At 52.8% G+C, this 12,767-nt stretch carries 12 protein-coding genes; 9 read left to right on the forward strand and 3 right to left on the reverse strand.

Annotation, left to right across the window (positions count from 1 at the left end; translation table 11 throughout):
• Window positions 1-165: 165 nt before the first annotated feature.
• Window positions 166-1,215, reverse strand: a complete 1,050-nt coding sequence (locus ACLD72_RS06625; RefSeq protein WP_411001041.1) for a FecCD family ABC transporter permease — start codon at window positions 1,213-1,215, stop codon at window positions 166-168.
• Entirely contained in the window at window positions 1,215-2,195 is a 981-nt protein-coding gene (locus ACLD72_RS06630) for a FecCD family ABC transporter permease (RefSeq protein WP_411001043.1), read from the reverse strand. Before ACLD72_RS06630 ends, ACLD72_RS06625 begins: the two co-directional genes overlap by 1 nt.
• A 219-nt stretch (window positions 2,196-2,414) precedes the next feature.
• On the opposite strand from ACLD72_RS06630, the gene ACLD72_RS06635 reads away from it, so the two are divergent.
• A complete protein-coding gene (locus ACLD72_RS06635) occupies window positions 2,415-3,455 on the forward strand; it encodes an ABC transporter substrate-binding protein (RefSeq protein ID WP_411001045.1) in 1,041 nt (346 codons plus the stop codon).
• A gap of 57 nt (window positions 3,456-3,512) precedes the next feature.
• On the opposite strand, the gene ACLD72_RS06640 is transcribed toward ACLD72_RS06635, so the two are convergent.
• Window positions 3,513-4,385, reverse strand: a complete 873-nt coding sequence (locus ACLD72_RS06640; protein ID WP_411001047.1) for a YitT family protein — start codon at window positions 4,383-4,385, stop codon at window positions 3,513-3,515.
• Between the two features lie 239 nt (window positions 4,386-4,624).
• On the opposite strand from ACLD72_RS06640, the gene ACLD72_RS06645 reads away from it, so the two are divergent.
• The 8 genes from ACLD72_RS06645 to ACLD72_RS06680 all read left to right on the forward strand — a co-directional run bounded on the left by ACLD72_RS06645 (window position 4,625) and on the right by ACLD72_RS06680 (window position 12,767).
• Complete coding sequence (locus ACLD72_RS06645; protein WP_411001049.1) at window positions 4,625-4,912, forward strand: small, acid-soluble spore protein, alpha/beta type; 288 nt, start codon at window positions 4,625-4,627, stop codon at window positions 4,910-4,912.
• 60 nt (window positions 4,913-4,972) lie between these two features.
• Window positions 4,973-5,932 carry a glutaminase A gene (glsA, locus tag ACLD72_RS06650; RefSeq protein ID WP_458475651.1) on the forward strand — a complete coding sequence of 320 codons (960 nt, stop codon included), beginning with the start codon at window positions 4,973-4,975 and terminating at the stop codon, window positions 5,930-5,932.
• Window positions 5,933-6,070: 138 nt separating this feature from the next.
• Window positions 6,071-7,387: an ABC transporter substrate-binding protein gene (locus ACLD72_RS06655; RefSeq protein WP_411001053.1), complete on the forward strand. Its 1,317-nt coding sequence runs from the start codon at window positions 6,071-6,073 to the stop codon at window positions 7,385-7,387.
• 91 nt (window positions 7,388-7,478) lie between these two features.
• Window positions 7,479-8,270, forward strand: coding sequence for a Nif3-like dinuclear metal center hexameric protein (locus ACLD72_RS06660; RefSeq protein WP_411001055.1), 792 nt, complete (start codon window positions 7,479-7,481; stop codon window positions 8,268-8,270).
• A gap of 17 nt (window positions 8,271-8,287) precedes the next feature.
• Complete coding sequence (locus tag ACLD72_RS06665; protein ID WP_411001057.1) at window positions 8,288-10,357, forward strand: alpha-glucuronidase family glycosyl hydrolase; 2,070 nt, start codon at window positions 8,288-8,290, stop codon at window positions 10,355-10,357.
• 382 nt (window positions 10,358-10,739) lie between these two features.
• On the forward strand, window positions 10,740-11,291 hold the full coding sequence (locus ACLD72_RS06670; RefSeq protein WP_411001059.1) for a TetR family transcriptional regulator: 552 nt from the start codon (window positions 10,740-10,742) through the stop codon (window positions 11,289-11,291).
• Complete coding sequence (locus tag ACLD72_RS06675) at window positions 11,291-11,665, forward strand: DMT family transporter (protein WP_411001061.1); 375 nt, start codon at window positions 11,291-11,293, stop codon at window positions 11,663-11,665. Before ACLD72_RS06670 ends, ACLD72_RS06675 begins: the two co-directional genes overlap by 1 nt.
• Before the next feature lie 133 nt (window positions 11,666-11,798).
• Entirely contained in the window at window positions 11,799-12,767 is a 969-nt protein-coding gene (locus ACLD72_RS06680) for a carbohydrate ABC transporter permease (protein ID WP_411001063.1), read from the forward strand.

A 12,767-nucleotide genomic window follows, 5' to 3' on the forward strand; every position in this document is an offset into this window, starting at 1 on the left:
ACCCAAAAGTTCCGCTATTTTGCGGACGAGGTACAAAATCACAAGCATAGCGCCACAAATTACCGTTATTTCCGGCGACGACGAGGGCAGAGGGAGATCGTTCACATCAAAAGGCCGTCAAGGCAAATCGCCCTGACGGCCTTTTAGACATACACCCCATGTTTTTTATAACCGATTGCGGTTCCGGTACAGCAGAATCATAAAAAACGGGGCTCCGATCGCGGCGGTAAAAACACCGGCAGGCACGTCCCGGGGCAAAAAAGCGGTGCGGGCGATCAGATCCGCAATGAGCAGGATCAAAGCGCCCAGCAGCGCGCTGATCGGGAGCACGCCGGAAAAGGACGGCCCCGTCAGTTTGCGGGCCATATGCGGCGCCATCAGGCCGATAAAGGCAATCGCCCCGCCGATGGCCACGGCGGAGCCGGCGAGCGAAACGCTGAGGGCAATCAATAGCAGACGCTGCAGCTGCACGCGGGCGCCGACGCTCGTGGCGATATCATCGCCGAGGGCCTGGATGTTGACCTGGCGGGCTTGCAGCCAAGTGAGAACCAGCAAAATTGCCGTCCAGGGCAATAACGTCAGCACGTCGTTCTCCCACGATACGCCATAGATACTGCCGGTCATGAACGTAAGCGATTGGCTGGCCAATTGCAGGGGGCCGGAGATGATTAGCATGAATGACAGCGATTTGATGGCGGCGGAAACGCCGATGCCGATCAGGATGATCCTCAAGGGAGACACTCCTTTTTTCCAGGCTAGCACATACAATAATGCCGTGACGAGAAACGCGCCGCCGATCGCGGCGAGCGGCATCCAGTGAATCGATATGCTCCCCTGAAACAGGAAAATGAACAAGATGGCGCCCAGCGAAGCGCCCTCGGTGATTCCGGCCACATCGGGCGAAGCGAGCGGGTTGCGGATGACGCCCTGCAGAATAGCCCCAGCCACCGCCAAAGACGCGCCGACCAGTGCGGCGATAATGATCCGCGGCAGCCGGATTTTTTGCACGATGACTTGATCCCCGGCTTCGGCCATGCCGAAAAAGGATTTGATCACGGTAAGGGGAGGGATATACTTGCTGCTGATGGCAGCGCTGATGACCATAACTCCCAAACATACTACGGACAATAACAGGCAGATCCAAATCGTTCTTTTTTTCTTCGCCAGTATGGTCGATTTGGCGGCCGAGACTTCAAGTTTGCCGGGTTTGGCCATCAGTTTTTCACCCCTTTTCTTGCGATATATACGAAAAACGGTACTCCGAGCAGCGCGGTCATGACCCCGACCGGCACTTCTTTTGGCATGGCGATGTACCTTGACCCGACGTCGGCGGCCACCAGCAGCAGGGCTCCGAACAAGGCGCAGTAAGGCAAAATCCAGCGGTAATCCGAACCTATGAAATAGCGGACGATATGCGGGATAATGATTCCGACAAACGCGATCGGACCGGCCACCGCAACCGACCCTCCGGCAAGCAGAATAACGGACGCCGCGGCCAAAGCTTTAATTTGCCCCGTACGTTGGCCAAGCCCCTGCGCGACGGTATCTCCCATCGCCAGGATATTCAGCTGTGCGGACAGAAGGAAAGCGATAAGCATCCCGGCTCCCATATAGGGAAGAACGGCGAGAAGCTGGTCCATTCCCCGCCCCGCAACGGACCCGACGAGCCAGACGAGGACTTGGTCGAACATTTTGCCGTCAGAGAGCATCAGGCCTTGCGTGAGCGAGTAGAAAAAAGCGGCCATCGAAGCGCCGGCAAGCGTGATTTTGAGCGGCGTCATGCCGTCCCGGCCGATGCTTCCGAGCAGAAAAACAACCATTCCGCTTAGGGCCGCTCCGGTCAAAGCAACCCAGGTAAGGGGCTGCATTCCCGCTATGCCCAGCCATCCGGTCGCCAGGATGATGAAGAAGGCTGCCCCGGAGTTAACCCCAAGCGTGCTGGGCGAAGCGATTGGATTGCGGGTGATGACCTGCATCAGCGCTCCCGCAACCGCGAGGCATGCGCCGACGGCGGCGGCGATAAAGGCGCGCGGAACGCGGGCCGTTTGAATAATCAGATGCTCGTTGCTGCCGTTTGGGCGGACAAACGATTCCCACACGGTGCCGAAAGGAATGTCCGTCACGCCGAAACTGATGCTGCAAACGAGCGCTGCGGCCAGGGCAAACGCTGAAATCAATAAGCCGAAACCTTTCATGAGGCAAATTCCCACTTTCCGGATGTAGAAGATAATATCCATTAAATATTAGAAGATGCATTGCGGGCTGTCAATGATTATGAGAATCATTCTTAATGGATTGACAAGCGGTTTTTCATGCTTTATAGTTTTGAACATCGCGATGAAGATGATAATCATTATCACATTTGCATTATTATCTTTACCAAGAACTAAACAGACATATAAGGGGGAACTTTCATGAGCTTTACTCGCAATCACATCATTCGAAATCGCGCCATTTGGTGGGGGCTCGCCATTTTGGCGCTCTTGCTGGCGCTTACCGGATGCGGAAGCAATCAAAGCCAGGGGGCATCCGGCAATACCCAAGCGGCAAGCGGCACGCCGGCCTCGGAGAATGGGAACTCAAGCGGCAACGCGGCCGCCGATGAAGTCCGTACCGTTAAACATGCGATGGGGGAAACGAAAATAGCCGGCACGCCGAAGCGAGTCGTCATTTTGACCAATGAAGGCACGGAAGCGTTGCTTGCCTTGGGAGTTAAACCGGTGGGCGCCGTCCGTTCCTGGACCGGAGACCCCTGGTATGAGCATATCAAAGCCGAGATGGACGGGGTTGAAGTGGTTGGCGAGGAGAGCCAGCCGAATCTGGAGTTGATTGCCGGATTGCAGCCGGATTTGATCATCGGGAACAAGATGCGCCAGGAGAAGGTTTATGAGCAGTTGAATGCGATCGCTCCAACGATCATGTCCGAAGACCTGCGCGGGAATTGGATGGACAATTTCAAACTGTACGCGGAAGCGCTTGGAATGACCGACAAAGGCGACGAACTGTTGGCCGCCTTCGAAGCGCGGATTGAAGATTTTAAAGCCAAGGCCGGCGGCAAGCTGAAAGAAACGGTATCGGTTGTCCGGTTCATGGACGGCAAAACTCGCGTCTACCATACGAACACATTCTCCGGAATTATTTTCGAGCAGCTCGGCATTGCCAGAAATGAAATGACGCAAAACGCAAAAGACACGTTTGTCGATGAAATTACGAAAGAACGGCTGTCCGAAGCGGACGCCGACCGCTTGTTCTACTTTACTTACGAAACGGGCGACGGCAAAGCGAATCAGACCGAAACTGACTGGACGAACGATCCGCTGTGGAAAAACCTGAACGCGGTGAAAAACGGCAAAGTCTATAAAGTGGATGACGCCATCTGGAATACCGCCGGCGGCATCAAAGCGGCCAATCTGATGCTTGACCAGCTGTACGAGTTATATGGACTTGAAAAATAATTACATCGCCTGCAAAAGACCGTCTCCTAAACATGGGAAACGGTCTTTATTTTTGGGTTATTTCACCGTCCGGGCGAACCGACCGAGGATTTCCGTGGACTGGACCACGTTCATGAAGGCGTACGGATCGGTTTCCGCCACCGCTTTGCGCACGGCGGCCAGCTCATAACGGGTTGTTACCGTCATTAGCATGTAGTTTTTCTCCTCGCTGTACCCGCCTTCCGAGTGGATGCACGTAATGCCGTGATGGAGCTTGCGCAGCCGGCAGAGCATCTGCTCTTTTTGCTTGGTGATGATAAAGCAGGTGACCTTGATATGTCCGACATGGATCATGTCCACGACTTTACCTTTCACAAAGGTCGATAGCATGGAGTAGAGGGCCAGGTCCCAGCTCTGCAAAAATCCGAGCGCCACGATCACGACGCCATTCAAAAGGAACAAAATATTGCCCATCGCCATGTCGTATTTACGGGTAACGATCGATCCAAGGATATCAAAGCCGCCGGTCGAGCCGCCTACGCGCAGTGAAAATCCGATGCCCGCCGCCGAGATGATCCCGCCGCACACGGAGCCGAGAATCGGGTCATTGGTTACCTGAATCTGCGGGATGATCGCCATAAACCACGTCGTGCTCACGACGGAAATGCAGCTTAGAATGATATACCGCCTCCCGACCGCTTTCCAGCCCCAGGCGATGAGCGGGACATTCAGCAGAAAGTACAGAATCGATATATTCCAGTCCGTAAAATAACCGATGAAGGAGGCAACGCCCGTCAGCCCGCCGGACAGCAGCTTGTGGGGGATCAGAAACAGATTAAGCCCAGCGGCGACAAGCAGCGACGAAACGAGGATGATTCCCACTTCCTGAGCCGGTTTCAAGGCGGCTTTGACCGGTTTGGCGATGATCGGAACATATTGATTCAAGTTCATGTCTACCCTTCTTTTCTTTAAAGGTTCGCATCTTTAGAGATGGCAATTCGATAAAAATTTATTATCGGATTAAATTATCATTTTTATCACCCGGAAGGACTATGATCTACATCACGAAAAACAATGTTCAATAATATTTCATTCCGTTTTTGCCGGCCGGTTATACATTTTTCGCTCGATTATTTTGTCTCCTCTGGGGCATGTTATGGATAATTCTTGATTGAAAGAAAGGGATATCCATGGTAAAAAGAAGAGGAAACGGTCCGGCGGCGCCCAGCGCTAATGAAGCGGACCTGAAGCAGTTCAAAGCAGAAGTGATGCGGCGTGAAGGCTACCCTGTAGATCCGCAGCATCCGGACGATGTGAAATACGAGGTGGCTGAATCGCTCGGCGTGCCACTGAAGGAAGGCGACAACGGGGATTTGACCTCGGAGGAGGCAGGCAAAATCGGCGGCGCCATCGGCGGGTCGATGGTCCGGGAAATGATCCGTTTGGCCAAGCAGAAGCTGAGCGATTCGCAGCAGTAACCGTATTTTGGCCGGAGCGAAGCAAAGGTTTTGCTACGCGTTTCGCCCCGGTCCAATATCGTGATCGATTGGAGGAAACAAGCCGTGAACGAGCTGGATCGACTGGAAGCATGCTTAGCGGAGTGGGTGGAAAAGAGCCGACGGGAAAGCGCGAAGGGAACCGTGGCCACGTATATTCCGGAATTGTCGAAATCGCCCAAACATTGGCTGGGGGTCCACCTGATCGATGCGGGAGGGAGATCTGTAAGCTCCGGAGATGTCCAGGCTCCGTTTACAATGCAGAGCATCTCGAAGGTGTTTACGTTGATCCTGGCGCTGATGGATCATGGGGAAGAAGCGGTTTTTTCCAAGGTGGGCATGGAGCCTACGGGCGATAACTTCAACTCGATCATGAAGCTCGAGCTGGTGCAGCCGGCGATCCCGTTTAACCCGCTGATCAACGCGGGGGCGATCGTGGTGTCTTCAATGATCAAAGGCGACAGCTCAGAGAACAAATCGGCCCGCATCCTGGAGTTTTTGCGCGAGTTGGCCGGAAATCCTTCACTGGATTGCAATCTAGAGGTGTACCGGTCCGAGAAGGCGACAGGCCATCTGAACCGTTCGATGGCTTATTTTTTGCTGGATAAAGGGATTCTGGGCTGCGGCGTGGAAGAAGTGCTGGACATCTACTTCCGCCACTGCTCGATCGAGGTAACCTGCGCCGATTTGGCGCGTATGGCGTTGGTGCTGGCAAAGGACGGTACGGACCCAATCACCGGCAAGGAGCTGATTCCTCGGCGTTACGTGCAAATCGCCAAAACGTTCATGGTCACGTGCGGAATGTACAACGGGTCGGGCGAGTTCGCCATCGCGGCGGGACTGCCGGCCAAAAGCGGCGTATCGGGAGGCATTTTGTCCCTGGTGCCCGGGCGCTTGGGCATCGGCGTAGTAGGGCCGGCGCTGAACCCGAAAGGAAACAGCATCGCGGGCGTCCATTTGCTGGAACGGTTGTCGCGTGAGTTTAACTGGAGCATCTTTTAAGAGATGCCGGGAGGAATGCTCTATTATTTTCGAGGAATTTTATAACAAATCGTGCATTGCTCTTATATAAACCTCCTCTTTGAATCGGTACTATAGGAGATGTAAACAGATATTTGCTATTCAAAAGGAGGTTTCACAATGTTTGGTTGGAAGCGTTTACTTAAAGTGGCGGTAACAGCTTCACTGGTAGGTTCGTTGGCCGCCTGCGGCGGCGGGGGAGGAAATGCTGCCGATAATTCGCAAGCGGGAAACTCCGGAAACGCGGCTGCGAACACGAGCAACAAACAAGTTAAGCTTCGGATTATGTGGTGGGGGTCACAGGATCGGCATCAGGCTACGTTAGCCGCACTTGATTTGTACACGAAAAATCATCCTAACATCACTTTTGAACCGGAGTATTCCGGTATGGACGGTTATCTGGATAAGCTATCCACGCAAGCGGCGGCTAAAAATGCTCCGGATATCGTTCAATTGGATCCGGGCTGGATGCCGGACTGGATGAGCCGGAATCAATTGGCTCCATTGGCCGATGTGGATGTATCCAAATTCGATCCGAAGCTGCTCGCGGGCGGCTCGCTTGACGGCCAACAATACGCTGTTCCGCTTGGATCGGTTGCGTTCGGCATGATTTACGATAAAGCCGCCCTCGACAAACTGGGCATTCAAAATCCGACCAACGGTTGGACATGGGATGATTTCTTTGCGTTAGCCGAATCGTCCAAATCCAAACTGCCGGAAGGACAATACTTCGTTAAAGATTATGCCGCCAACTACTTCGTGTATTCGGCCTATCAATACGCTAAAGGCAAGGGCCCGGTCATTACGGACGACGGCCATTTCAACATCGACCGTGATACCTTCGTCGACTGGGCGAATCACTTTGACAAGCTCCGGAAGGAAGGACTGGTGCCTCCGGCAGACGTAAACACGGCGGACAAGGAGCTTGATCCGCAAATGGATCTGATGGTATCGGGCAAAATTTTGTTCCGTTACAGCTTCTCCAATGCGCTCACTTCTTGGGATAGTTTGAAAAAAGGCGCGTACGCCCTTGTGACGATGCCTCGTGCGGAGCAAGCGGGAGGCTGGGTGAAGCCTTCTATGTATTTGGCGGTTACCAATGACTCCAAATATCAAAAAGAAGCTATCGAATTTGTTAATTGGTTCGTTAATGATCCGGAAGCAGCTAAGACACTGGGCACTCTGCGCGGTATCCCGGCAAATAGCGACAGCGCGAAACTTCTGGAATCCAGCATGAGCGAAACGGATAAAGGCGGTCTGGACATGTATAACGCTTCCGCACCTGACGCGCAAACCTGGACGGCAGGCGCGGGCGGTTGGACGAACTTTATCGATAAAGACTTCCCTTATGTCCATGATCAACTCAGTTTCGGTAAAATTACCCCGGAACAAGCTTTTGATCAATTGAAGGATGCTTCCGCATCTTACGAAAACTAAGCTTGGACAGACATAAAACCCGGAACGCTAACCTTGTTCCGGGTATTATATTACCCGTTCAGAGATTATAAGGATAGAAGGGGGAGAAACCATGCCGCTTCGAATCGAGGATGTTATTCATGAACTCATCAATCCCGTGGGACAGCTCGAAACAACGGTCGATGTGCTTGAATTCGGAGATCCTTCAACAAAAGTCAGGGGGATCGCCACGGCGTTTGTGGCCTCATCTGACGTCATTCGTCAGGCCGCAAAGGCGGGGGCAAATCTGCTGATCAGCCACGAGGGGATATTTTTCAACCATCATAATAGGGAGGCCATCAAGAACGATCCTGTAGCCATGGAAAAACGAAAGCTGATCGAGGAAACCGGAATGGCGATTTTCAGGTTCCATGATTATTGGCATCGTTATCAGCCCGACGGTATCATGGCCGGGCTTATCGAGCAATTGGACTGGCAAAAGTACATTGCGGAATATCATCCGGCATCGGCCATCATCCAAATTCCGGCTGCAAGCGTTCGTGAAATTGCCGGCCACCTCAAGAGCAAGCTTGGCATTCCGTATGTACGCGTCGTTGGCGACCTGTCCATGATATGTTCGCGAATTGGCATGCTCGCGGGTTACAGGGGCGGCGGCTTTATGGCGATTCCGCTTTTTGAGCAGGAAAACTTGGATTTGATTATATTGGGCGAGGGACCGGAATGGGAAACTCCCGAATATGTAAGAGATGCCGTGCAGCAAGGAAAACGCAAGGCTATCATCGTCTTGGGCCACGCGCAAAGCGAGGAGCCTGGCATGAATTATTTGGCGGGTATGCTCAGGGCGCGGTACCCCGGACTTCCCGTTTATTTTGTTGCTGAAAAGCCGCTTTTCCAAATTATTTGACAGGAGCGTATTAACGAATGGGCATTACACCATTTTTCGCAAAAAACACGGGCTATCAGGCCTGGCTCGGGTATAACCGGTTAGCAGGCAAAACGCTTGAACAGTATGCTGATTATCGCCGCATTGTCGTTGCGGAGCAGGATGAAATCATCGTTTCCGCCATGGCCGAACTCGTCCGCGGACTGGAAGGGATGTTGGGGCAAACGCCCGAGATTTCACAAATCTGGGATGGCGGTTCAGGTATTGTGATTGGAACTATCGGCGGCAACACGCTGCTTCAGCAGTTCATTGACGAAGAAACGCGCGCAGGCATCGGAGCGGAAGGCTTCGTGATCCAAAGTGATCCGTCCACCGGCCATATCGCCATTGGCGCGGTTTCTTCCGCAGGCGTGCTGTACGGTGTTTTCCATCTGCTGAGACTGATTGGTATTGGCCGCCCCATTAGCGATCTTCATATCGTGGAAAATCCGGTCAACCAACTACGGATGATCAACCAATGGGACAATATCGACGGGTCGATCGAACGCGGTTATGCCGGGAATTCGATTTTTTACGCTGACGGCAAAATCACCTTCGATCTGCAGCGAATTCGCGATTACGCCAGGCTTTTGGCATCGACCGGGGTGAATGCCTTATCGATCAACAACGTAAATGTGCACCGCTTGGAAACGATGCTGATCACAGAGGCGTATTTGCCGGAGGTGGCCGGGCTTGCCGGCATTTTCCGCAGTTACGGGATCAAGCTGTTCCTCAGCATCAATTACGCGGCGCCGCTGGAGATCGGCGGCCTGCCCACGGCTGATCCGTTGGACTCGGAGGTCCAGCGGTGGTGGCGTGAGCGGGCGGCGGACATATACCGGTATATCCCCGATTTTGGCGGCTTTCTCGTCAAAGCCGATTCGGAGAACCGGCCTGGTCCGTTCACCTACGGCCGCGACCACGCGGATGGTGCCAATATGCTGGCCGAAGCGCTGAAGCCGTACGGTGGCGTCGTGATCTGGCGCTGCTTCGTATACAACTGCAAGCAGGATTGGCGCGACCGGAAGACGGACCGGGCGAGAGCGGCGTACGATCATTTTGTGCCGCTGGACGGCCGCTTTAATGATAACGTCATCCTACAGGTGAAAAACGGGCCGATCGATTTTCAGGTGCGTGAGCCCGTGTCGCCGCTTCTCGGCGCAATGCCTGCCACGAACCAGATGATCGAGTTTCAGATTACCCAGGAGTATACCGGGCAGCAGCGGCATGTTTGTTATTTGGTGCCGCAATGGAAGGAAGTGCTGGAATTTGATACGTATTTGCAGGGGGAGGGTACTCCAGTCAAACGCATCGTTGATAGTTCGGTGCATGGGAGCAGGTACAGCGGCTTCGCTGCCGTTTCCAACATCGGGGACGACGCCAACTGGACCGGGCATTTGCTGGCTCAAGCCAATTTGTACGGATACGGCCGGCTCGCTTGGAATCCAGAGCTGACCGCCGAGGAAATCGCGGAGGAGTGGATCCGCCTGACGTTTGGGGACGACGAGCAGGTGGTTCGGACGATTCGCGGTATTTTGCTGGACTCCTTAAGTATTTACGAATCCTATACGGCACCGCTTGGGATCGGGTTCATGGTCAATCCCAACCATCATTACGGGCCTAACGTCGACGGTTATGAGTATTCGATGTGGGGGACGTACCATTTTGCCGATTGCCATGGAATCGGCGTGGACCGGACCAAGGCCACGGGAACGGGATACACGGCCCAATACGCCGAGCCCAACTTCAGGCTGTACGAATCTTTGGAGAACTGTCCGGATGAACTGCTGCTGTTTTTCCATCACGTCCCGTATACCCATGTCCTGCATTCCGGCAAAACGGTCATCCAGCACATTTACGACACGCATTTCGAAGGCGTGGAGCGCGCCGCCTGGTTGGAAGAAACCTGGGGCAGCCTGGCGAGCTTGGTCCCCGATTCATTGCACAAGCAGGTCGCGGTCCGGCTGGCGGAGCAGGCGGAACACACCAAGGAATGGCGGGACCAGATCAACACGTATTTCTTCCGCAAAAGCGGCATCTCCGACGAACGGGGCAGACGGATTTATTAATCGGCATGACGGATTGCTGTTTGCGGCTTCATGAATTTCATTTGCGGACTTATTTCAGAGGAATGGGGAACCATTCCTCTGTTTGCGTTGGCGCGTTTTGTGCGGATGTCATTGGAATTATCCAATAGAATTTCAGAATGGTAATTTCTGCCCGTGGCCTGAGGCGAGACTCGTGATCCGGGGGCTTTGCACGATTATCCCGTTTGATCGGGTGACTTGGCTTCCTGAACCAGAGGGATAATCGTGCAAAGTGATTTGGAGAGACAACACCCCCTATCTCCGTCATCTTTTATTTTGTCAAGCACTGATTTTGGTCTTGAGCCAAAATAAAAAGTTGAAAACTAAACCGTCCAGACGGTATACTAAATTTGGAGGTGATTCTGTGGGAGGTTCAAAAAAAGCTTCCAAGCGAAACGTGATTTTGCGGGCTGCCGCAAAAGTGGCTAGAGAGAACGGCGTAGAGCATTTAACCCTGGATGCCGTCGCCCAAGAGGCCGGAGTCAGCAAAGGAGGGCTGCTTTATCATTTCCCGAACAAGGAAGAATTGATTTCGGGCATGGTCAAGCAATACTCCGATGACTTCGTCGGTAGCGTCAGGACACGAGCGGACAAGGACCCGGGCGAAAAAGGGAAGTGGATCAAAGCCTATATAGAGACAACCCATGATTCGGTGCAAAACGAAAACGACATGACGATTGCGCTTTCTACCGCGCTTTTCACCAATCCGCATCTTTTAGGGGAAATGCAAGCCGAATACAGTCAGCTTCAAAAAAGCATCGAACATGACGGATTGGACCCCGTGGTCTCAACGTTGTTCAGGCTGGCCGCCGACGGTCTATGGTTTGCCGAAATGTTCGGTTTTGCCCCGCCGGATCAAGCGTTAAAAGAAAAGGTGATCCGCTACATTTTAAATGAGATTGAGGAGAGAAAATAATGGCTTATTTGTTACTGTTGATATCTATTGCCAGCGAGCTGGTCGGGACTTCGATGCTGAAAGCTTCCCAAGGATTTACCAAGTTAGCGCCTTCTTTAATAAGCATCGCCGCCTTCGTATGCTCCTTTTATTTTTTGTCATTGTCGCTTAAAACGATTCCCCTGAACGCCGCGTACGCCATTTGGTCCGGGCTCGGTTCCGTATTGACGGTCATCATCTCCGTACTCATCTGGAAAGAAAAGATCAATGCCGGCAGCATCATCGGAATCGGCTTAATTATCATCGGCGTGGTGATCCTGAATTTGCTCGGCCCCGGACACGGTCCATCAAACGACGAAGCGAAACAGGAGGCGGCTATTGTCCGAAAAGTATAAACGAAAATGTGGCGCCGTGTCCGTTAGGATTTTTTCGTGATATTTTAAAAGAAATCGAGGATTACCCTCATTTAACCGCCTGGGGGACCCATCTATACTTAAGCTATCAGACAAACTACAGAGGTGATAGCATATGGGTCGTTCCACACCCGTAGCCGTTAATCAGGAGAGGATCGTAAAGAAAAGACGACGTTCTTCTTTAAAAAGATGGGATGCTCCCATTGCCGGCTATTTATTCATTTCGCCCTGGCTGATCGGCTTTATCGGGCTCACGGCGTATCCGCTTTTATTATCGCTTTATTATTCGTTTACGAACTACACGCTGCTCAGGCCGATCGAATGGGTAGGAACCAAAAACTACGTCAACATCCTTACCTCGGATCCGAAATTTGAAGAATCCCTTCGCGCTACGTTCCAATACGTGATCGCCTCCGTCCCTTTAAAGCTGATCGCGGCTTTGTTGATCGCCATGCTGCTGAACAAAGCCGTTCGCGGAATCGGCGTATACCGCACAGCGATCTATTTTCCATCGCTGATCGGCGGAAGTATCGCCGTATCCATGCTTTGGCGGAACATCTTTGGGGTAGAGGGGATTTTCAACAAAATCATCGCCACCTTTGGGTTCGAAGGCAAGGGCTGGATCACCAGTCCGGATACCGCGATGAGTACGCTCGTTCTACTGGCGGTTTGGCAGTTTGGTTCCGCGATGGTGATCTTCTTGGCGGGGCTGAAGCAAATTCCGAACGATTTGTACGAGGCTTCCTCCGTGGACGGGGCGAACAAATTTTTTCAGTTTTTCCGCATTACGCTTCCAATGCTGTCGCCGATTATTTACTTCAATCTCATCATGGGCGTGATCAACGCGTTCCAAATGTTCACCTCCGCGTTTGTCATCACCAACGGAGGTCCGATGAACTCGACCTACGTATACGCCCTCTATCTGTACGAACGTGCGTTTAGCCGGTATCAGCTCGGATACTCCTCGGCGCTCGCCTGGATCATGCTGGTCATCATCGTTATCGCATCGCTGATCATCGCCGGAACGTCGAGATACTGGGTCTTCTATGAAACAGAGACGGAAGGGAGAAAGAGACGCAGATGA

This window comes from Paenibacillus lacisediminis, assembly GCF_046567315.2.

Coding starts and splice junctions, on each gene's coding strand:
- ACLD72_RS06625 (WP_411001041.1), bottom strand. CDS start 1,215: ATGGCCAAACCCGGCAAACTTGAAGTCTCGGCCGCCAAATCGACCATA.
- ACLD72_RS06635 (WP_411001045.1), top strand. CDS start 2,415: ATGAGCTTTACTCGCAATCACATCATTCGAAATCGCGCCATTTGGTGG.
- ACLD72_RS06665 (WP_411001057.1), top strand. CDS start 8,288: ATGGGCATTACACCATTTTTCGCAAAAAACACGGGCTATCAGGCCTGG.
- ACLD72_RS06680 (WP_411001063.1), top strand. CDS start 11,799: ATGGGTCGTTCCACACCCGTAGCCGTTAATCAGGAGAGGATCGTAAAG.
- ACLD72_RS06660 (WP_411001055.1), top strand. CDS start 7,479: ATGCCGCTTCGAATCGAGGATGTTATTCATGAACTCATCAATCCCGTG.
- ACLD72_RS06630 (WP_411001043.1), bottom strand. CDS start 2,195: ATGAAAGGTTTCGGCTTATTGATTTCAGCGTTTGCCCTGGCCGCAGCG.
- ACLD72_RS06675 (WP_411001061.1), top strand. CDS start 11,291: ATGGCTTATTTGTTACTGTTGATATCTATTGCCAGCGAGCTGGTCGGG.
- ACLD72_RS06640 (WP_411001047.1), bottom strand. CDS start 4,385: ATGAACTTGAATCAATATGTTCCGATCATCGCCAAACCGGTCAAAGCC.
- ACLD72_RS06645 (WP_411001049.1), top strand. CDS start 4,625: ATGGTAAAAAGAAGAGGAAACGGTCCGGCGGCGCCCAGCGCTAATGAA.
- ACLD72_RS06655 (WP_411001053.1), top strand. CDS start 6,071: ATGTTTGGTTGGAAGCGTTTACTTAAAGTGGCGGTAACAGCTTCACTG.